18 protein-coding genes, 1 tRNA gene and 1 pseudogene are annotated in these 19,067 nt (G+C 65.8%); 7 read left to right on the forward strand and 13 right to left on the reverse strand.

Going from position 1 to position 19,067, the window contains the following annotated elements:
* Positions 1-31 precede the first annotated feature (31 nt).
* The gene (cls, locus tag JANGC3_RS0111915) at positions 32-1,342 is read left to right on the forward strand and encodes a cardiolipin synthase (protein ID WP_017876720.1); all 1,311 of its coding nucleotides are present in this window, start codon (positions 32-34) and stop codon (positions 1,340-1,342) included.
* 19 nt (positions 1,343-1,361) lie between these two features.
* On the opposite strand, the gene JANGC3_RS0111920 is transcribed toward cls, so the two are convergent.
* From JANGC3_RS0111920 to JANGC3_RS0111930, 3 genes are read right to left on the reverse strand one after another with little or no spacing between them, the layout of a single operon-like run.
* Positions 1,362-2,180, reverse strand: coding sequence for a metallophosphoesterase family protein (locus JANGC3_RS0111920; protein ID WP_017876721.1), 819 nt, complete (start codon positions 2,178-2,180; stop codon positions 1,362-1,364).
* 2 nt (positions 2,181-2,182) lie between these two features.
* Positions 2,183-3,142, reverse strand: coding sequence for a diacylglycerol/lipid kinase family protein (locus tag JANGC3_RS0111925; RefSeq protein WP_017876722.1), 960 nt, complete (start codon positions 3,140-3,142; stop codon positions 2,183-2,185).
* A 30-nt stretch (positions 3,143-3,172) separates the two neighbouring features.
* On the reverse strand, positions 3,173-3,892 hold the full coding sequence (locus JANGC3_RS0111930) for a phosphatase PAP2 family protein (protein WP_017876723.1): 720 nt from the start codon (positions 3,890-3,892) through the stop codon (positions 3,173-3,175).
* Between the two features lie 175 nt (positions 3,893-4,067).
* Between JANGC3_RS0111930 and JANGC3_RS0111935 the strand changes: the two genes are divergently transcribed.
* Complete coding sequence (locus JANGC3_RS0111935) at positions 4,068-4,292, forward strand: hypothetical protein (RefSeq protein ID WP_026132880.1); 225 nt, start codon at positions 4,068-4,070, stop codon at positions 4,290-4,292.
* A 283-nt stretch (positions 4,293-4,575) separates the two neighbouring features.
* Here the strand turns inward: JANGC3_RS0111935 and JANGC3_RS0111940 are convergent, their stop codons facing one another.
* Positions 4,576-5,478 (reverse strand): LysR family transcriptional regulator, encoded by a 903-nt coding sequence (locus JANGC3_RS0111940; RefSeq protein ID WP_026132881.1) that lies wholly within the window; start codon positions 5,476-5,478, stop codon positions 4,576-4,578.
* Positions 5,479-5,593: 115 nt separating this feature from the next.
* Between JANGC3_RS0111940 and JANGC3_RS0111945 the strand changes: the two genes are divergently transcribed.
* Entirely contained in the window at positions 5,594-6,607 is a 1,014-nt protein-coding gene (locus JANGC3_RS0111945) for a zinc-binding alcohol dehydrogenase family protein (RefSeq protein ID WP_026132882.1), read from the forward strand.
* A gap of 80 nt (positions 6,608-6,687) precedes the next feature.
* Here the strand turns inward: JANGC3_RS0111945 and JANGC3_RS31520 are convergent, their stop codons facing one another.
* The 5 genes from JANGC3_RS31520 to JANGC3_RS32640 form a co-directional block, all read right to left on the reverse strand.
* Complete coding sequence (locus tag JANGC3_RS31520) at positions 6,688-10,017, reverse strand: response regulator (RefSeq protein ID WP_157406581.1); 3,330 nt, start codon at positions 10,015-10,017, stop codon at positions 6,688-6,690.
* A gap of 11 nt (positions 10,018-10,028) precedes the next feature.
* A complete protein-coding gene (locus tag JANGC3_RS29165) occupies positions 10,029-10,985 on the reverse strand; it encodes a transporter substrate-binding domain-containing protein (protein WP_017876727.1) in 957 nt (318 codons plus the stop codon).
* 428 nt (positions 10,986-11,413) lie between these two features.
* Entirely contained in the window at positions 11,414-11,908 is a 495-nt protein-coding gene (locus JANGC3_RS0111960; RefSeq protein ID WP_035788606.1) for a hypothetical protein, read from the reverse strand.
* 172 nt (positions 11,909-12,080) lie between these two features.
* Entirely contained in the window at positions 12,081-12,452 is a 372-nt protein-coding gene (locus JANGC3_RS0111965; protein WP_232429693.1) for an MmcQ/YjbR family DNA-binding protein, read from the reverse strand.
* On the reverse strand, positions 12,449-13,231 hold the full coding sequence (locus tag JANGC3_RS32640; RefSeq protein WP_157406582.1) for a hypothetical protein: 783 nt from the start codon (positions 13,229-13,231) through the stop codon (positions 12,449-12,451). Before JANGC3_RS32640 ends, JANGC3_RS0111965 begins: the two co-directional genes overlap by 4 nt.
* Positions 13,232-13,313: 82 nt before the next feature.
* Between JANGC3_RS32640 and JANGC3_RS0111975 the strand changes: the two genes are divergently transcribed.
* Positions 13,314-14,318 (forward strand): DUF4349 domain-containing protein, encoded by a 1,005-nt coding sequence (locus JANGC3_RS0111975; protein WP_017876731.1) that lies wholly within the window; start codon positions 13,314-13,316, stop codon positions 14,316-14,318.
* A gap of 96 nt (positions 14,319-14,414) precedes the next feature.
* On the opposite strand, the gene JANGC3_RS31525 is transcribed toward JANGC3_RS0111975, so the two are convergent.
* Positions 14,415-14,786 (reverse strand): VOC family protein, encoded by a 372-nt coding sequence (locus JANGC3_RS31525; protein WP_081611837.1) that lies wholly within the window; start codon positions 14,784-14,786, stop codon positions 14,415-14,417.
* A gap of 404 nt (positions 14,787-15,190) precedes the next feature.
* Complete coding sequence (locus JANGC3_RS0111985; RefSeq protein WP_198292020.1) at positions 15,191-15,481, reverse strand: hypothetical protein; 291 nt, start codon at positions 15,479-15,481, stop codon at positions 15,191-15,193.
* Between JANGC3_RS0111985 and JANGC3_RS0111990 the strand changes: the two genes are divergently transcribed.
* A complete protein-coding gene (locus JANGC3_RS0111990) occupies positions 15,480-15,956 on the forward strand; it encodes an SRPBCC family protein (protein ID WP_327076117.1) in 477 nt (158 codons plus the stop codon). The two genes, JANGC3_RS0111985 and JANGC3_RS0111990, sit on opposite strands and share 2 nt — an antisense overlap.
* Before the next feature lie 22 nt (positions 15,957-15,978).
* Here the strand turns inward: JANGC3_RS0111990 and JANGC3_RS0111995 are convergent, their stop codons facing one another.
* The gene (locus JANGC3_RS0111995; protein ID WP_017876735.1) at positions 15,979-16,194 is read right to left on the reverse strand and encodes a helix-turn-helix domain-containing protein; all 216 of its coding nucleotides are present in this window, start codon (positions 16,192-16,194) and stop codon (positions 15,979-15,981) included.
* A gap of 60 nt (positions 16,195-16,254) precedes the next feature.
* Here JANGC3_RS0111995 and JANGC3_RS29170 point away from each other — a divergent pair.
* Both JANGC3_RS29170 and JANGC3_RS0112005 read left to right on the forward strand, forming a co-directional pair.
* Positions 16,255-17,394 (forward strand): annotated as a pseudogene (locus tag JANGC3_RS29170) (glycoside hydrolase family 3 protein); the annotation flags it as partial.
* Between the two features lie 59 nt (positions 17,395-17,453).
* Positions 17,454-18,575 carry an ISAs1 family transposase gene (locus JANGC3_RS0112005; RefSeq protein ID WP_017876737.1) on the forward strand — a complete coding sequence of 374 codons (1,122 nt, stop codon included), beginning with the start codon at positions 17,454-17,456 and terminating at the stop codon, positions 18,573-18,575.
* A gap of 368 nt (positions 18,576-18,943) precedes the next feature.
* On the opposite strand, the gene JANGC3_RS0112010 is transcribed toward JANGC3_RS0112005, so the two are convergent.
* Positions 18,944-19,033 (reverse strand) — tRNA-Ser (locus tag JANGC3_RS0112010).
* Positions 19,034-19,067 lie beyond the last annotated feature (34 nt).

A 19,067-nucleotide genomic window follows, 5' to 3' on the forward strand; every position in this document is an offset into this window, starting at 1 on the left:
GATCTTGGCAGCCTGCGCCGCGCTTCCGGACGTGAGCAAACTGAGCGCCACGCTGGAGCCGGCCGCCGTGCCCAGCGTCACCACCGGCAAGGGCGGCACCCTGCCGGCCAACAGCACGCGCGCGCTGCTGGCCAAGCGCTGGGCCAAGTCCGGCGCCGACCTGCAGACGCTGGCGGCGCTGGAGGAGGCCGCCACCGGCGTGCCGCTGGTCAAGGGCAACCAGGTGACGCTGCTGTTCGACGGCCCGCAGACGATGGCCGAAATGCTCAAGGCCATCAACGCGGCCAAGAACAATATCAACCTGGAAACCTACATCTTCGACCAGGACGCGCTGGGCCTGAGGTTCGCCGACGCCCTGATCGAGAAACAACGCGCCGGCGTCACCGTCAACATCATCTACGACAGCGTCGGCACGCTGGGCGTGCCGCAAACCTTCTTCGAGCGCATGCGCGCCGCCGGCATCCGCCTGGTGGCCTTCAATCCGGTGAATCCGACCAAGCTGCGCGGCGATGCCTGGAAGATCAACAACCGCGACCACCGCAAAGTGCTGATCGTCGACGGCAAGACCGCCTTCACCGGCGGCATCAACATCAGCGACACCTACGCCAAGAGTTCGCTGTTCCGCTCCAAGTCGAAGCCGACCGAGCAGTCGCAGGTCGGCTGGCGCGACACCCACGTCAAGGTGCAGGGTCCGGCGGTGGCGACGTTCCAGTGGCTCTTCATCAAGGCCTGGACCGGGCAGGACGCGGCCGACCTGCCCGAGGCCGACTATTTCCCGCTGCTGCCCGAAGTCGGCGAGCGCCTGGTGCGCGTTATTGCCAGCGAGCCCGGCGGCGGCTTTGAAATCTACAAGGCCTACATCCTGGCGATCCAGCAAGCCAGGCGCAGCATCCACATCACCTCGGCCTACTTCGTGCCGGACCAACAAACCGTGGCGGCGCTGTGCGGCGCGGCCGGGCGCGGCGTCGACGTCAAGGTGGTGCTGCCGGGCGTCTCCGACAGCGGCCTGGTGTTCCACGCCGGCCACGCGCTGTACGACCAGTTGCTCGGCTGCGGCGTGCGCATCCACCATTTGCAACTGGCGGTGCTGCACGCCAAGACCGCCGTCATCGACGGCGCCTGGTCGACGGTCGGCTCGACCAACATCGACATGCGCAGCTTTATGCACAACAGCGAACTGAACGTGGTGGTGCTGGGCGACAGTTTCGGGCGCGAAATGGAAAACGCCTTCCTGGAGGACTTGCGCGACTCGGTCGAAATCACCCAGGAAAGCTGGGCGGCGCGCCCGCTGGCCGAGCGCATGAAGGAATGGGCCGCGCGCTTCATGAACTATTGGCTGTAACGGGCGCCCCCCCCCTCCGCTACAAGGGCCGGGCGCTGGCCCAGACCCCGCCGACGCGGTCGAACGATTCGGTGCTGACTTTGACGAAGGCGTCGCCGCCCTCCTGCCAACTGTAGCGCTCCACCTTGATGTGCTCGGACTCGACCCGCAGCACGTTGAAGGAATTGGCTTCGCCGCGCCCGCGCGTGGACGTCGCCGTGCCGGCCTGTACCATCAGCGCCGCGTAGCCGCCGATCTTGTAGCGCTCGGCGGTGTTGCCGGCGTGGCTGGCGTGCATATGCCCGGCCAGCAACAGGTCGACGCCGCATTCGGCGAACATGTCCATCGCCATCGGCGCCCGGTCCACCAGGTTGTCCTCGTCGAAGTGCGGCGGCAGGTCGAACGGGTGGTGCGTGACGATGACCTTGGTCAAGCCGGGCTCCAGGCGGTCCAGCCGCGCCCGCAATTGATCGATCTGCTCATGGTTGACGCGGCCGTCCTTGAACGTCAGCGAACGCGCCGTGTTAATGCCCAGCACGGCGATTTCCTCGTCGACGTATTCCGGGTCGAGGTCGTCGGTGACGTGCAACCGGTATTTGCGCAGCGGCGTCAGGAAGCGCGCCACCACGTTGTAGAGTGGCACGTCGTGGTTGCCCGGCACCACGATCTGCGGCCCCGGCAGGCTGTCGAGGAAGGCCCGGGCGGCGCGGAACTCGTGGCTGTGGGCGCGCTGGGTCAAGTCGCCCGAGACCACCACCACGTCCGGTTCGAGGCGCTCGATGAGCGCCTTGAGCGGCGCGATCAGGGCCTCGTCGACGCGGCCGAAATGCAAATCCGATAAATGGATGAGGGTGCGCATCGTTATTCACTCCCTGTGGCGGAAAGAAAAGGGCCGGCGCTGTTGGCGGCCGGGTCGCCGGCCGCGCCGGCGGGCCGCGGCACCAGTACCCGCAGCGCGCCGCGGCGTATCCGATAGCGCAGCGGCGTGGCCATCACGGTCACTTCGCCGTCGGTGGCCACGCGCAGCCGCTTGTGGCGCGTCTCGATGTCCATTTCGGTGGCCAGCAAGACGTCGACATCCTTCTGCTCGGCGAGTCGCCCGGACAAGGCGTGGAAGGCCAGCCGCACCAGACCCAGGCGGCCGGGGCGCTGCGCCACGTACAGGCTGAGCTGGCCGGCGTCGAGGCGCGCGCGCTCGCCGATGTTGAAGCCCTGCATCACGTATTCGTTGTTGCCGATGAAAACAAAGGGCGTGCTGCGCGCGTGCCGCTGGCCGTTCACGCTCAGGCGCACACTCAGGAAGGGGTAGCGCCGCAGCGCCGCCAGCGCGGCCCAGGCAAACGCCAGCCACTTGCCGCGGCCCAGCCGGCGCTGCTGCTTTTCGCGGTCGCGCACGATGTCGGGGTACAGGCCGAGGCTGGAATTGTTGAGGAACACGCGGCCGTTGACCTCGCCCACGTCCACCAGCGCCGCCGCGCCCTGCGCCAGGTTGGCGATGGCCTCGTCGAGCGGCAGCGGAATGCGCAAATCCTTGGCGAAGTGGTTCAGCGTGCCCAGCGGCAGCACGCCAAACGCCACGCCGCTGTCGACCAGCGCCGAGGCGACCGCGTTGATGGTGCCGTCGCCGCCGCCGGCCACCACCATGGCCGCGCCGGCGGCGACGGCGGCCTGCGCCGTTGCGATCATGTCCGCGCCGCTTTCGGCCAGCGTGATGGCGGCCTCGAAACCGTTGGCACGAAATTTGGCGTCGAGCTGTTCGGTCCAGTCGGCGGCGTAGCCGCAACCGGCGCCGGCGTTGATGATGACGACAATGGGAATCACACTCAGATCGAACTCCTAGCTTGTTACTTGTTACTTGTTGGCGGCCTCCAAACGGCGCCGCAAATGCGAACAGGCGGTGATGCAGACGGCCAGCCAGCCGCAGCTTTCGGCCATCGCCGCCAGCACGTCGCTGGGATAGTGGGCGCCCAGGTAGACGCGGCTCAAGCCGACCAGCGCCGCCATCAGCGCGGCGGCCAGCACGATGGCCAGGCGCGCGCCCCACTTCGGCGTGCGGCACACCAGATAGGCGCCGAGCAGCGCGTACAGCAAGGTGGCGGTGGCCGTGTGGCCGCTGGGAAAACTGTAGCTGCTCAAGGCCAGATCGAACACCGGCTCCTCGAAACTCGGGCGCGCCCGCAGATAGGTATACTTTAGCAGCACATTCAGAACCATGACGCCCGGCATGGCGACGAGCAAGGTCAGCAGCCAGAAACGCGCCTTTTGCCGGTGGAAATACAGCGCCAGCAGCGCCGTCAGCACGACGATCCCGGCCACGCTGTGCAAATGGGTGACGACGACCATCACCCGCGTGACCCAGCCGATGGCGTGGCGGTTGAACCATTGCGAGATGCGCACGTCGAGCACGCCGATCCGCGCGGCGCCGAACACGGCGTCGGCGATGCCGCCGAAAATCCAGGCCGCCGCCAGCAGCAGCGCGACGCCGACCGTCAGGTACAAACCGAACTCGCCGTCCGGCGTCAGGCGCGCGGCCAGGAATTTTTTCAGCTTGGACGCGGCGCTCGAGGTCATGGCAATCCTTCGGTTCGGGGGCCGCCAGCATACCCCAGATGGCCGGCGCGCGAGTTATTGTTAAAACGCCACAGATCTAAAAAAGTACTGTTTATTCGTACAGTACCTGTGCTTTTATACAGTACTTATGCTACAGTGATGTCTCGTTCAACGCATCTCCCTTCAAAGGATTGTCATGACAACATTGAATAGCGGTTTCGGCTCACGGTTCGGTTTGGAATACGCCCCTAATTCCTTCCTGGTCCGCATGGGCAAACGTGAAATGCTCGTTTGCCGTGACTTCCGCAAGCGCTACTATGCTGTCAATCCTGTCATCGAGTGCGGCACCGGCATCGAGCCGGGCTACGTTGAAGTGCTGCTGATGCGCCGCTGGCTGTTGATCCTGTCAAAAGCGCATTGATGCCCGGCCGTTCCGGGCGCGCGAAGCACCGATCCCCAGGATCGACCCCTCATTGCCTCACGCGCCGGGCACAGCCGGGCTGGCAGGTGCGGCCCTGCTGCGCAACTTGCCGCCACAGCTAGTATCCCCAGCTTGTATCCCCGGCTTGCCTCCACAGCTTCCCCCCGGACGCACTACCGACTGCCGCCAGGCGGCGCGCATGCCATCGCGCCGCGTTTGATCTCTCCGCTTTGGGCGATGCCCTGCGCTGTATGCCGGTCTTGCTTTGATGGTCTTGGCCGCGCTATAACTGCGCGGCGCACGCGGCCCGCAGGAAGTCGCGCAACTGGATCACCACCGGCGTCACCTGCGCGCGGTGCATGCACACCAGATGCAGCGGCACCGGCTCCCACGCCAAGTCCGGCAACAACACTTGCAGGCGGCCGCAGCGGATATCCTCGCTGACGTCGATGCGCGATTTGTAGGCGATGCCCAGGCCCGCCACGGCCCAGCGCCGCACCACGTCGGCGTCGTCGGCGGTGCGGTTGCCGCCGACGGCCACGCTGATCGGCTCCTGCGCCGGCCCGCGCTGGAAGCTCCAGCGGTCGTAGACGACGTCGTCGAGCACATAGCGCAGGCAGTTGTGGCGGTGCAGCTCTTCCAGCGCGGCCGGCGCGCCGTGTTGCGCCAGGTAGGCCGGCGCGGCCACCAGCACGCGCCGGTTGGCCGGGGCGATCGGCATGGCGATCAGGCTGGAGTCGTCCTGCCTGCCGTAACGCAGCGCGATGTCGACCGGCTGCCGGTACATATCGGCGATCCGGTCGCTGACGCTGAGCTGGTATTGCAGCGCCGGATAGTGCAGCTGGAACGCGTCCAGCCAGCCCAGCATGACGTTGCGGCCGAGGTCGGACGGCACCGAGATTTTCAGCGTGCCGCTGAACGTGTCCTTGCCCTGGATCAGCGCGTCGTGGCCCTCCTTGAGCAGGCGCAGCGCCTCGCGCGCGTGGACCAGGTAGTGCTCGCCCTCCTCGGTTAGCCGCAGTGAGCGGGTGGTGCGCGCGAACAGGCGCAGTCCCAGCGCCAGTTCGAGGCGCTTGACGGCGGCGCTGGCCAGCGCCGGCGAGATGTCGAGTTCGCGCCCGGCCGCCGACAGGCTGCCGCGGTCGGCCGTGCGCACAAAGACCTGCAAATCATCCAGACGCAGCAATTTTCCTGATTCCTTTGAAAGTGTTTCGGTGCCGCGCGGCTTTTTCTTTGCGGCCAAACAAATGATGATACGCCTATCGGGACCGCACCGCCGCCCCACCAACAAGGAAACCATCATGAAAGCCGTTGCTTACCGCACTTCCCTGCCCATCACCCACGCCGACGCCCTGCTCGACCTGGAACTGCCGGCGCCGCGCGCCGGCGGCCGCGACCTGCTGGTCGAGGTCAAGGCGGTCTCGGTCAACCCGGTCGACGCGAAGATGCGCAAAAGAGCCGAGCCGGCGCCCGGCGCGCCGCAGGTGCTGGGCTGGGACGCGGCCGGCGTCGTCAAGGCCGTCGGCCCGGACGTGACGCTGTTCCGGCCGGGCGACCGGGTCTGGTACGCCGGCTCGATCGCCCGCCCCGGCAGCAACAGCGAATTGCACCTGGTCGACGAGCGCATCGTCGGCCACATGCCGGCCAGCCTGGACTTCGGCGCCGCCGCGGCGCTGCCGCTGACCGCCATCACGGCGTGGGAATTGCTGTTCGAACGGCTGCAGGTGGGCCGCGGCGCCGACGCCCAGGGCAAGTCGCTGCTGGTGGTCGGCGCCGCCGGCGGGGTCGGCTCGATCCTGGTGCAACTGGCGCGCCAGCTGACCGGCCTGACCGTGATCGGCACCGCCTCGCGCCCCGAGACGGCCGACTGGGTGCGCCGGCTGGGCGCGCACCACGTAATCGACCACGGTAAGCCGCTGAGCGAGGAAATCGCCCGGCTCGGCCTGCCGCCGGTCGACTACGTGGCCAGCCTGACCCACAGCGACGCGCACTTCGCCCAGATCGTCGAGTTGATCGCGCCGCAGGGCAAGCTGGGTTTGATCGACGATCCGGCCGAACTCGACGTCAGCCTGCTCAAGAGGAAGAGCATCTCGCTGCATTGGGAGTTGATGTTTACGCGCTCGCTGTTCCAGACCGCCGACATGCACAAGCAGCACGAACTGCTCGACGAGGTGGCGCGGCTGGTCGACGCCGGCGTGCTCAAGTCGACCCTGGCCGAGCGCTTCGGCAAGATCGACGCGGCCAACCTGAAGCGCGCCCACGCCGTCATCGAGAGCAACAAGGCGCGCGGCAAAATCGTGCTGGAGGGGTTTTAAGCTTGAATTGGCGGGCGCCAAGCAACGGCGAAGAGCCGGGGTCGCGGCTTTAGCTCTGCCCCCGGGGTTAGGCCCTCGGTTTACGGATTGCCGGCCTGCGGGCGGTAGTGGCGCGCGATGGTTTCCAGCATTGGCCGCACGTCGAGCGGCTTGGCGATGAAGTCGCTCATGCCGCACGCCAGGCAGCGTTCGCGCTCCTCGAGCATGACGCCGGCCGTCATCGCCAGAACCGGCAGCCCCAGGCCCAGCTCGCCGCGGATCAGCCGCGTCGCGGCGAAGCCGTCCATCACCGGCATTTGCACATCCATCAGCACCAGCGCGTAGTCGGCCGCCGCGCCGCGCAGCCGCTCGACCGCCTTGGCGCCGTCGTCCACCGTGTCGACGACGGCGCCGGCCTGCTCGAGTATGGTGCGCGCCAGCAGCTGGTTCAGCATATTGTCTTCGACCAGCAGCAGGCGCACGCCGTCCAGGCGCGGATACGCCGCCTCGGCCGCGTCCTCCGCCGGCGCCGGCGCCAGCAGAACGGCGTCGACGTCCGCGCCAAGGCCGCCACTGCGGCGCGCCAGCGCCTCGTGCAAGGTGTCGAGCAGGCTCGACGCCGTCACCGGCTTGAGCAGCACGGCGTCGGCCTCGGCGGCGGCGGCGTCCTGCATCAGCTTGCCGCGGCCGAAGGCGCTGACCATGACGATCACCGGCACCGCCGGCCGCGGCAGCCGCTCGCGCATCGCCCGCATCGTCGCCAGCCCGTCCATGCCGGGCATTTGCCAGTCGGCCAGCACGGCGTCGTAGCGCACCCCGGCCGCGTGCTGCGCCAGCAGGCAGTCGAGCGCCTGCGCGCCGGAGGCGGCGCCGTCGGCCTGCCACTGCCAGGCGCGGATGGTTTTGCACAGGTACTCGCGGCTGGTCTGGTTGTCGTCGACCACCAGCAGGCGCCGGGCGCCCGGCTGCCCGCCCAAGCGCGGCCCGGCGGCCTGCGCCGGGTCGGCGCGGCGCACCGCCAGCGGCAGCGTGACGCAAAACTCGCTGCCGGCGCCAAGCGCGCTGCGCACCTCGATGGCGCCGCCCATCAGCTCGACCAGGCGGCGGCAGATCGCCAGGCCCAGGCCGGTACCGCCGAAGCGCCGCGTCATCGACGCGTCGGCCTGGGAAAAGGCCGAAAACAGCCGCTGCTGCTGTTCGGCGTCCATGCCGATGCCGCTGTCGCGCACCCGAAAGCGCAGCAGCGCCGTGTCGCCGTCGCGCCGCACCTGCTCGACCAGCACCGACACCTCGCCCTCCTCGGTGAATTTGATGGCGTTGCCGGTCAGGTTGATCAACACCTGTTGCAGCCGCAGCGCGTCGCCGACCAGTTGTTGCGGCACGTCCGGCTCGACGCCGATGGCCAGTTCGAGCTCCTTCTCGCCGGCGTTGACGGCCATGATGGTGGCCAGCGCGCTGAGCACGTCGCCCAGCAGGAAGGGGCTGGCGGCCAGCTCCATGCGGCCCGCCTCGACCTTGGAGAAATCCAGGATGTCGTTGAGGATCGCCAGCAGCGACTGGCCCGAGACGCGGATCATGTCGAGGTATTTGCGCTGGGCCGGCTCCAGGGCGGTCGCGCCCAGCAGGTGCGCCATGCCCAGCACCGCGTTCAGCGGCGTGCGGATCTCGTGGCTCATGTTGGCCACGAACTCGCTCTTGGCGCGGCTGGCCGCCTCGGCCAGCTCCTTGGCCGCCTGCAGCGACGCCTGCAGCTGCTTCGGTCCGGTGATGTCCTTGGCCACGCCGAGGAAGCCGCTGCTCCTGCCCTCGGCGTCGACCATCGCGCTGACCACCAGGTTGACCGGCAGCAGCGCGCCGTCCTTGCACACATAGGTCCATTCGCGCGACTCGGCCGGCCCCTGGCGCGGCAGCGCCACCAACACCTCGACGCCGCGCACCTGGCGGCCCAGCTGCTCGCTCAATTCGGCCGCGCGCGCCGCGAGTTCGCGCTCGACGTGCAGCATGGCCAGGCTCTGGCGGCCGACCATCTCGTCGGCGCCGTAGCCGAGCATGCGCTGGGCGCCGACGCTGAAGAGGCGGATCACGCCTTTGAGGTCGGTGGCGACGATGGCGAACTCGCCGGCCGCGTCCAGCACCCCCTGCAATTGCGTCTGCGCGGCGGCCTCGGCCGCGCGCGCGCGCCGCAGCGGCGTCACGTCCGTGACGAAGGAGTAGAAGCCGACCACGCTGCCGTGGCGCAGGTCCGGTACGCACGACACCAGCGTGTGGCGCGGCGCGCCGTCGGCGCCGACGCTGCTGCGCTCGAACATCGTGGCCTCGCCGCGCAGCACGGCGTCGAACGACGCTTGGTCGTGGCGGAATTTTTCCTCGCCGATCACCTCGCGCACGTGCTTGCCGCGCATCTGCGCCGGCGTGCCGCCGTAATGGTCGAGGTAGGGCCGGTTGCTGAACTGGTTGCGCAGGTCGGCGTCCCAGTAGGCGATCATCGACGGCATCTGGTCGATGATGGTTTGCAATTCGGCGTTGCTACGCTCCAGCGCCAGCTCGAAGCCCTGGCGCACCAGCTCGCGCAGCCGGGCCTGGTTCATGCTTGCCGCCAGCAGCAGCGGCGGCACCAGCGTCAGCAGGATCGGCAGGTACACCAGCAGCACCTGCCAGCTGGCGGTGGCGGGCGGGGTCGCGAAGTAGCCGCTGGCCAGCAAGCCCGCCGTCGCCAGCAGCGACAGCGACACCAGCACGCTGACGCCGGCGAAGCCGGTGGCGACGGCGGCCAGCACCAGCGGCACCATCACGTAGATGAACGGGAACGGCAGGTACAGCAGGGAAAACACGCTGACGGCGGCGGACAGGCAGGCCAGCGACGCCACGCGCAGCCAGTCGACCTGGCGCACGAAGGCGGCGGCGCCGCCGCGCAGCACCAGCAGCGCCAACGGCAAGGTGGCGACGGTGCCGGCGGTGTCGCCGGCGTACCAGGCCGGCCAAACGGTGGCGAAGCTGGCAAAGCCCTGCGTCGAAATGACCGCCGCGCCCAGCGTGGCGCCGACCAGCGGCGGCACGCAACAGGCCAGCGCGACGAAGCGCAGCAGGTTGGCGGGGCTGTCGTCGAAGCCACGCGCGACGCCGGCGCGCTGCACCAGGTAGGCGCCGATGGCCATCTCCAGCATGTTCGCCGGCAGGAAGGTGATCGCCAGCGCCCACGCGTCGCCGTACAGCAGGTTGACCAGCAGGTTGGCGCCGGCGGCGCACAACAGCAGCGCCGGCGCCAGCGCGCGCGGCTGGGTCAGCAGATAGGCGACGCCGAGCGCGTTGGCGAACCACAGCGTGGCGATGTTGCCGGGATGGCGGGACAGGGCGATGGCCGCCAGCGCCAGCAGGAAATACAGCGCGCTGAACTGCGCCAGCGTCAGCAGGGTGCGGCGCACCGGCGTCATGGCCCGCGGCTTCAATTGGCCGCCCCGTGCGCGCCGGCGGCGCCGCGGCGCGCGCGCCACAGCGCCAGGCCGGCGCCGACCAGCAACAAGGCGGCCACCGCCCACATCGGCCAGGTGGGCCGGTTCTGCCAGGTGCCGCGCAGCGCCGGCGCCAGCCAGCGCGCCAGCAAGTGGCGACGCTCGGCGGCGGAGATGCTGCGCAAGCCCTGCTGCAACACTTCGCCCAGCATCGGCAAGTCCTTGCGGTAGGCGAAGCTGAGCGGATAGTCGAAGCCGACGTGGCCGGCCACCACCAGTTGGCTCCAGCCGCGCCGCTGCGCCAGAAATTGCAGGCTGGCGACGTCGGCGACGACGCCGTCGACCTGGCCGGCTACCAGCGCGGCCAGCGCCGCGTCGTCGCTGGCCAGCGCCAGCCATTGCACCTGCGGATAGCGGGCGCGGACGAAATGTTCGACCGCGTAGCCCTTGCCGAGCGCCACCCTGCGCCCCCGCATGTCGCGCAGCGCCAGCCCGGCCGGCTGGTCGCCGCGGCGGATCAAGGCGGCCGGAATGGCCACGTAGGCGCTGGTGAAGCCGAGGAAGGCGGCGCGCTCGGGGGTCGGACGCAGCGAGGTCAGCATGTCGACCGCGCCGCGCTTCGCCTTGTCCAGGTTGACCTCCAGCGGCAGCGCCTCGGCGGCGACGAAGCGCAGGCCGGTTTTCTCGCCGATGAGGGCGAGGACGTCCACCGACAGGCCGCGCACCACGTTGTCGCCGTCGAGATAGACGAAGGGGCCGTAGTCGCGCTCCGGCGCGTAGCGCACCGGCGCCTGCCGCGCCACCCAGGCGCGCTGGGCCGCGCTCAGGTCGGCCATGGCGGGAGCGGCCAGCGCCGCCGCCTGGCACAGCCACAGCGCCAGCGTGTGCGCGACCAGGCGCGCGCCACGCCATGATGTCGCTCGGTCGCCGCGGCAGAGTGAACGGACCATTGTGGAATCTCCAGTGTCATGTCAGCTTGACAAGCGGCCCGATTCTGCTGCCTACCCTTTCAGTCACATCACATCATGTCACGAAATTTATGCATTACGTTACAAATATGTTACGTGAAATCGACACTTTTTGCTGCAGCTGCAACACCGGCCACACCACAGGCCGATTTGCGGCCTCGGCTCCTGCCCCGGCTCGCTGGAGCGCGATATTTTCGGCGAGCCGGCGGCAAAAAAGCCGGCTTTCGCTGCCATGCCGTTCAGTCACCGCCGGCAGCCAGCATGGAGATGGCGTACCGATCAATGACCCCGGGTTGCGCGCGCACAAATATACGCATACGCGCCATCCATGCGGGGCGAACGCAGACCCCGCCGGCCGGCGGGGCGTCCTGACACTTGGTGTTCCCTGAGCCGCCGGGCGGCGGCGACGCTTACTTGGGCGCGGCGTCGAGGTAGAAAATGGCGTAGGCCTTGGCCGGTGTTTTCTCGCCCGGTTTTTCGACTTGCACCTGGGCGCAGTCTTCCACCACCAGGCTGCGCCAGTTGGCGACGCCGGCGTTGGCGAACGCGGTGTTGGCCTTCGAGGCCAGGCTGATGTCGAGCGCCAGACGGGCGTTGCGCTCGCCGGTCTTGGCGTAGTTGACGCCGCGCAGTTCGAAGCCGAACGCGCTCAGCCATGGTTCCCACAGGCCTTTTTCAACGCCCAGCACGATACGCTCGAACATATCCTTGAGCGGCAAGCCTTTTTTCACCACGCCGCGCATCGCCTGCAGCGACGGCGCCACGCGGGCGTCGGTGCTCAGCTTGCTGGCGCCGCGTTCGGCGATCGCCTTCAACTCTTTCGAAAAAGCCGCGTCGCGCTCGGTGTAGTCGCGCATGCGCGCAAAGAACTCGGGGCTGATAAACGGGTTTTCCGGGCGTCCCACGGGCGCCTCGACGGCGTCGGCAACGGGCTTCGCCGCGGCAGGCTTTTTGGCGCGCGCAACGGCCACCTTCACTGCGACTGGCTTTTTGGCAGGAGGCTGTTTTTTGTTCGTCATGGCTGTCTAAATGGAGTGTAAGGGGCGTAGTTTAACACCGCCCCGGCCTGCGCCCGCCCTATTCCGTCGGCGCGCCCGTCAACTCGGCTTGGCGCGCCTTGCTCAGCGACGCCAACGCGCGCTGATGCGACCATGCCAGCAGTTCCAGCAGGTAGTCCTGCGGCAGGCAGGCGACGTGGACGATGGTGACCCAGTGGAAGCGCCCCATGTAGCGCGCCGGCTTAATGCCGGGCACGCCGGTCAGCTCGACAAAGCGCTCGGCGCTGACGCGCAGGCTGAAGCGCCACGCCTCCGGTTCGCTGGTCTTGAAGTAGGCGAATTTTTTGTCGCCCACCGAATAGACCAGGATGTTCGACGGCGCCCCGTACAGGCGCCGCTCGGCGCCGGGCAAGGCGGCGCAGGCCCGCTGCAAGCGTTGCGTGTCCATCATTTTGCGCTCTTGCAGCGTACCAATCGCCGATCACCGACCTGCAAACGGCTGTCGTCGGCGGACAAGCTCAAGGCCAGGGTCTTGGGGAACGGCGCGTCCGACCACGAACAACTGAAGTCCGCCGTCAGCGCCGTGGCGCTTTCCCGCTTCACCTTGACGACGCGGCAATTTTCATCCAGCTGCCGGATGACTTCCGCGTCGATTTCGTAACCGGAACTATCGGCGAGGACATCGCCGTTGCAGGCGGCCGGCGTGTTCCCCCACACGCCTTGCATTTTTTGGGGAATGGAGAACGGCGAGGTCGGCGCGCCCGACGCGCCGCAATGCAGCAAGGCGATGAGCATGGCGAGGGCGGTTTTTGGCATGGGATAGGAATCGGTGGCGGAATGTCGGCGCCGGGGCCGGGCCGGCGCCGGTCGGGGCGACCTTGATGTTGCCGATTTTGCAGCACCGGCCCGACCCCTGTCAAGCGCGCGTCGGCCCTGGCCGGGACGCATCAGCGCCAGCGTGACCACCGATCCGGCCGCGCCGCGCAGGCGCTTGCTCAATTGCCTGTTCGTCGCGGCGCCGGCGCCCGCTTCGGCGGCGGGGCCGTCGATGTTGACCATGACGTCGCCGGCCCGCACCCCGGTCCGGTCGGCCGGCGAGTTTTCTATCGCCGAGATGACGCGCACGTTCTTGCCGGCCAGCTGGCGGCAGGCGCCCAGATTGGCGGGATGCCTTGGATTTATATTGTCGTGCTTAACCCTTTTTCCCTTCCCGTAACGCTTCATTGTCATGACAAGCACTTGTCACTTATTCACGGCAACGTTGCGGCTTACGCAGCCGCGTTTTTTTCGATCGATTACAGCAAGGACTGCCATGATGGACCTGAAGAACCGTACCCGCGCCGCCGGCTATATCACGCTGATGGTCTTGCTCGCGTCATGCGCGAAAAAAGAAGAAGCGCCCTCCGCGGCGCCGGCCGTCGAGGGGAAAATGCAGGAAAGCGCGCGCCCCGCGGCTGGCCTGTCCGCGCGGGCGGCGCCAGCGGCGCCCGAGAAGGCTGTCACCGCCGCGACTACTTCTCAGCAAATCGGTTCCAGCGCGGCCACCTACGCCGACAGCGAACGCCAATTCATCCGCACCGCGAGTGCCCGCTTTCGCGTCAAGGATGTCTATGTCGCCGCGCTGGGCATCGAGGACACCGTCGGCAGCCATGGCGGCTTCGTGGTCAAGAACGACATCAGCGCCGAGAGCGTCGGCACGCTGAGCTATCCGATCGGCAATGGGAAATTGATGGAACTGAGCGAACATACGGTGCAGGGGCATTTGATCGTGCGAGTACCCAGTGCCAAGACCCAGGAGTTCCTGCACGCCATTGTCGGCCATATCATGTTCCTGGATCAGCGCAGTTTCTCCGCGCGCGACGCGCAACTCGACCTGTTGCGTCAACAACTGGACATGATGCGCAACCAGGAAACCCAGAGTGAGCTGGGGCAGGCGGTCAAGGACGGCGGCAAGCTGGTACAAAAAACGGATGCGATTGCCACCCGTAACGATGTCAAGGCAGCGCGTGATGCCGCCCATATCGCGAAAAAGGAATTCGAGGACCAGGTTGCTTTTAGCACCATCGACGTGACGCTGTATCAGCCATCGAAGGTGCTGCAGACCGAGCGCGTCGACGTCAGCAGCCTGTACCGCCAGTTCGGCCCCGGCTTCTTCAACCAGTTGGGCGAGCGGCTACGCGGCGGCTGGGAGGGTTTGTTGGAGCTTCTCCTGGCGTTGGCCGGCATCTGGCCGGTGTTGCTGGTCGTCGGCGCGCTCGGACCGATGCTGTGGCGCGTCAAGCGGCGCCAGCGGAAAGCGGCGGTCGCGTCGGAATAACGCCGGCAAGGCTAGCTTGGATGGGTACAGGAACGTACCCACCGAACAGGCCTACCGCACACGGCCACCGCGATTATGATGCAGTGTACAAACAACTCAATCGACTGGACAGACTCGAATAATATGACCATCTGGGTCTTCGGCGAGGAAGGTCAGGCCAAAGACTTCGGTGTACGGTTCGCGGGTGATTTTTATGTCGGGGTTCTGTTGCCATACTTCAAAAAGACTGAGCACATCTTTACCAGTTGGCAACATAATGCCGATTTCAGAAAACCGCGGCGCTGTAACGTCCGGTTTTTCCCCGCCCGTCCAAATGGCAAACAAGGCCTCGCCACCAGCTGAAAATGCCACGTAGCGGGGGCTTGCAAATATTGCTTCGGCGTTGAAAATTGTTTTGTAAAAAGTCGTTGAACGTTCAATATCAGATACGTAGACCAGTTGAAGATTTGGTTTCGCTAACAGTGCCATGGTATAACTCTCGTGTAAGGTTTTTGAATGTACGCAACGGTTAGACATCATGTGTATAAGCGCGCGAACCTTAGCGTAGTCATTCACCCCTCCGAATGAATTGGCATGATCTTATTATATTTCATAAAATAAATAGTGGCAATAAAGCAAATACAAGCAATTGTTCCTGATGTTCGTCAAATGAACGACGAGTGGCATAGTAGCCTTGACTTCCTAGAGGAAGAAGACGTTATCGGTTCGAGCGTTCAAAAGCCGATCCGCGCTAGCGCGCTTGTCGCGCGTCGGTCAAGTCGAGGTGGCGTTCGATACGTTCCAGGCGAACACCCAAGTGGTCGAGGCGCGCGTTGATGCAGGCCAAGTCCAAGTGAATGGATGCTATCTGCCCCCCGACGGGGATCAAGGTTTTACATCGAGTGGCGAAAATTTCGAGTGCCGCGCAGTTGGGCGTTGTGCTCCGGGTCGTGCCTTGCTATCGTCTGCGTTGCAGCAGATACTTCTTCTGCCAGTGTGTCCATGAGTAATGTCGCAAGTGCGAACCTATAAAGAAAAAGATGATCAAGAACTTGATCGACGAAGTCGTCCAGCTTGACGCTGATGTGGTCGTGGTACTGCTGACCAATCTGCCCGGTCTCCGAAAAGGCCGGCTGAATCGACGGGCGAAGCGCCATGGCGCATGATCGCATCGCATTTCCCATGCCTGCCTCGTGCGAGGTAGTGTTTGACGTTTTTCACTACCACCAGTGGCGTGGGCGCTGGGACAGTTTGGTGTCGCACACCGAGGTCGATAGCGGCGCGCCTTGTCCTTACGTCGGCGCGGTCAGCGCCAATGCCGGCGGCGGCCTGTTGCGCGCCCTGTCGATGCGCACCAAATTCGTCAGTTACCAGCGGCCGCACCTGGCTGCGGCGCGCATGCTCGGCACGTCCTTTCCCTTCTCCCGATGGGCAGCCTCGATGAAACATGAGCCCGCTGCCGGCGGCGGCTCGATCTTAATTTACACCTACAACATCGAAACCGGCCCGCGCCTGCTGCGATGGTTGCTCGAACCGCTTGTACACCACGTGTTCCGTCGCCAGACCGTCAGGCGCTTCGAGCGCATGCGTGCCTTCCTGTCTTCTAACGCCTTCGAGGTGGAAGCGTGGCAGCGCGGCTATCACAACGCCGACCTTTAGCGGCGCTCGCCCGGCAGCCAGGCTAGCGCCCAGCTGGCGCGGCGTTTTGGCGGTACTGCGCCGGCGGCACGTGGTGGTGCAGCTTGAAAAACCACGTGAAGGCGCTCTGCGACGAGAAGCCCAGCCGGTCGCTGACGGCGGCCACGCTGAGCGCGCCGGCTTGCAACAAGGCGCGCGCCTCGTCGCTTTTCACCTTCAGCTCCAGCGCGCTGAAGGTGCTGCTTTCCTGCCGTAGCATGCGCCGCAGCGACCATGGCGTGGCGCCAGCGCGGCCGACACCGGCTTCTCGCAATGGCCGGAGGCGCTCGGTCTGGCCGGCATCGGCAGCGCCGACCTGGTGCGACGCTTCGGCGACGCCGCGCGCCAGGAATACCTGGCCGTCGGCATCACCCAGGCGCTCTCGCCGCAGGCTGACCTGGCGACGGAGCCGCGCTGGTCGCGCATCAACGGCACCTTCGGCGAGGACGCCGAGCTGGCCAAGCGCATGGTGCAGGCCTATATCGAAGGTTTCCAAGGCGGCGCCACCGGCGTGCGCGACGGCAGCGTGGTCGCCATGGTCAAGCACTGGGCCGGCTACGGCGCCACCCAGGAAGGCTTCGACAGCCACAATTACTACGGCCGCTTCATGAGCTATCCGGGCAACAACTTCGCCTACCACCTGAAGCCCTTCGAAGGCGAGTTCGCGGCGAAGGTGGGCTCGGTGATGCCGACCTACGCGCTGCCCGACGGCGATATCAGCGTCGACGGCATCAAGCTCGACAAGGTGGGCGCCGGCTTCAGCAAGCCGCTGCTGACCGATCTGCTGCGCGGCAAATACGGCTTCGACGGCGTCATCCTGTCCGACTGGGGCATCACCTCCGACTGCGACAGCAACTGCCGCAACGGCACGCCGGCCGGCGTGGCGCCGCCCTTCATCGGCTTCGGCACGCCGTGGGGCATGGAGGACGCGGGCCGGCGCGCCCGTTTCGTGCGCGCCGTCGAGACGGGCATGGACCAGTTCGACGGCGAGCGCGATGCCAGCGAACTGGTCGCGGCGGTGCGGCAAGGCACGCTGAGCGAGGCGCGGCTGGCGCAGTCGGCGCGCCGCATCCTGCTGCAAAAATTCCGCCAGGGGCTGTTCGGCAACACCGACTTCGTGAAGGAAGGGCTGGGCGCGCAGCGCCGCTCGCTGGTGCTGCTGGAGAGCAAGCAAAAGGTGCTGCCGCTGGCGGCCAGCGTCAAGAAGGTGTATTTGTACGGCATCAGCGCGGCAGTGGCGCAGCAATACGGCTACACCGTCGTCGCCACGCCGCAGGAGGCCGACGTCGCCCTGCTGCGCGTGCAGACGCCGTTTGAAACGCTACACCCGAACTACATGTTCGGCAGCATGCAGCACTCAGGGCGATTGCATGAAGGCGGAGCCGAGGCGATGAGCACAGCTTGTAGGTATCGCTTGTAAACTCTTTGAAAAAGGCGTTTACTCTCGATATTTGGGCGAGAAAAATGACAATCGGACCGATGTCGCTGCTGGAAGCATTCGATGAATTACGCGATCCGCGCGCGCGCGAGTGCGCATATCAACTGGACGAATTGCTGCTGGCCGCGATCTGCGCCGTCATCAGTGGAGCGGAAAGCTGGACCACGGTTGTGGAATGGAGCGAAATGAAGCTCGAGTGGCTGCGTCAGTACCGGCCGTTCGCCAATGGCATCGCCTCGCACGACACCTTCGGACGCGTTTTTTCCCTGCTTGACGCGAAGCAGTTCGAATCGTGTTTTGTACGCTGGATGGGCGCACTGTGTCCGTCGCTTGAAGGGCAGCACATTGCCATCGATGGCAAATGCGTGCGTGGTTCACACGATGGCAAACAGAGCGCCATTCATCTGGTGTCGGCGTGGAGCAGCGCGAGCGGCGTCACACTTGGGCAGGTTCGGACCGCCGACAAGAGCAACGAGATCACCGCGATACCGGAATTATTGGATACCCTGGACGTCAAAGGCGCCATCATCACAATCGACGCGATGGGGTGCCAGCGCGACATCGCCGCCAAGATCGTTGCCAGCGGCGCCGACTATGTTCTGGGTGTGAAGGACAACCAGCCCGTCTTGGCCGAAGCCGTCAAGCTGTGGTTCGACGCCGCCGACGCAGGCAAGATGGATCGTCCATTCTGGGAGCACATCCAGACCGAAAAAGATCACGGACGGATCGAAACCCGGCGCTGCCTTGTCACCAACGACATCGCTTGGCTCGTTCAGCAAAAACAGCATTGGAGCGGGCTGCAAAGTCTCATCATGATCGAGTCGACGCGCAAAATCATCGGGCGAAACAGCACCGGAACAGCCAGCGTTGAACGCCGCTATTACATCAGCAGCTTGCCGGCCAAGGCTGCAATGTTGGGCAAAACAGTACGGGCGCACTGGGGCATCGAAAACAGCATGCATTGGGTGCTGGACGTCGCATTTCGCGAGGACGGCTGCCGCGTGCGCGTTGGCGACGCGGCGCAAAATTTCGCTATCCTGCGCCGCATTGCCCTCAACCTGCTGAAAAACGAGAAAACGACGAAGCTCGGCGTCGCCTCCAAGCGCCTAAAGGCGGGCTGGAACGCCGACTACCTTGGCAAGGTGTTGGGCCTGGCAATCTGATCCTTCATGCAATCGCCCTGCATGCAGCACGAAGGCAACCTCGGCTTTGTCGACGGCACAGATAAAATGCCCGTTCATCCGCGCGAGAATGATAAAAGTGTGCATCCAAAGCATTTGTGTCAGCAGCGCCGACACTTTTCTATGATCTGCGGCCAGTTGCTTTTGGCTGATCTTGATTTTGAGTATTTTTTGCGAGCGCGCCCTCGGCGCGCAAGGCCACGCGCTACGCGCGTGGCAGTCGGCCGATTCGGAGAGGGCTGGGCGAAGTACGCCCAGCCCTTCGAATCTCACGCGTGGAGCGCGCAGGCGCTCCACTCGCTTCCGCCAAGAAATAAAAAAAACCGCCTGGCGGCGGTTTATTTATTTCTTGGCGGAAGCGGTGAGATTCGAACTCACGAACAGTGTAACCCGTCGCCAGTTTTCAAGACTGGTGCCTTCAACCGCTCGGCCACGCTTCCTGCTGTGCAGCATTATACCTAAACAACGCCGCGG

The sequence above is a fragment of the Janthinobacterium sp. CG3 genome (assembly GCF_000344615.1).
In the GTDB taxonomy this organism is placed as follows: Bacteria; Pseudomonadota; Gammaproteobacteria; order Burkholderiales; family Burkholderiaceae_D; genus Janthinobacterium.

Bases quoted from the DNA above. Each gene is read 5' to 3' on its own strand.
- JANGC3_RS0111920 (WP_017876721.1), bottom strand. From the start codon at position 2,180: ATGCGCACCCTCATCCATTTATCGGATTTGCATTTCGGCCGCGTCGAC.
- JANGC3_RS0111930 (WP_017876723.1), bottom strand. From the start codon at position 3,892: ATGACCTCGAGCGCCGCGTCCAAGCTGAAAAAATTCCTGGCCGCGCGC.
- JANGC3_RS0111935 (WP_026132880.1), top strand. From the start codon at position 4,068: ATGACAACATTGAATAGCGGTTTCGGCTCACGGTTCGGTTTGGAATAC.
- JANGC3_RS0111945 (WP_026132882.1), top strand. From the start codon at position 5,594: ATGAAAGCCGTTGCTTACCGCACTTCCCTGCCCATCACCCACGCCGAC.
- JANGC3_RS31520 (WP_157406581.1), bottom strand. From the start codon at position 10,017: ATGACGCCGGTGCGCCGCACCCTGCTGACGCTGGCGCAGTTCAGCGCG.
- JANGC3_RS29165 (WP_017876727.1), bottom strand. From the start codon at position 10,985: ATGGTCCGTTCACTCTGCCGCGGCGACCGAGCGACATCATGGCGTGGC.
- JANGC3_RS0111965 (WP_232429693.1), bottom strand. From the start codon at position 12,452: ATGATGGACACGCAACGCTTGCAGCGGGCCTGCGCCGCCTTGCCCGGC.
- JANGC3_RS32640 (WP_157406582.1), bottom strand. From the start codon at position 13,231: ATGACAATGAAGCGTTACGGGAAGGGAAAAAGGGTTAAGCACGACAAT.
- JANGC3_RS0111975 (WP_017876731.1), top strand. From the start codon at position 13,314: ATGATGGACCTGAAGAACCGTACCCGCGCCGCCGGCTATATCACGCTG.
- JANGC3_RS31525 (WP_081611837.1), bottom strand. From the start codon at position 14,786: ATGGCACTGTTAGCGAAACCAAATCTTCAACTGGTCTACGTATCTGAT.
- JANGC3_RS0111990 (WP_327076117.1), top strand. From the start codon at position 15,480: ATGCCTGCCTCGTGCGAGGTAGTGTTTGACGTTTTTCACTACCACCAG.
- JANGC3_RS0111985 (WP_198292020.1), bottom strand. From the start codon at position 15,481: ATGGGAAATGCGATGCGATCATGCGCCATGGCGCTTCGCCCGTCGATT.
- JANGC3_RS0111995 (WP_017876735.1), bottom strand. From the start codon at position 16,194: ATGCTACGGCAGGAAAGCAGCACCTTCAGCGCGCTGGAGCTGAAGGTG.
- JANGC3_RS0112005 (WP_017876737.1), top strand. From the start codon at position 17,454: ATGTCGCTGCTGGAAGCATTCGATGAATTACGCGATCCGCGCGCGCGC.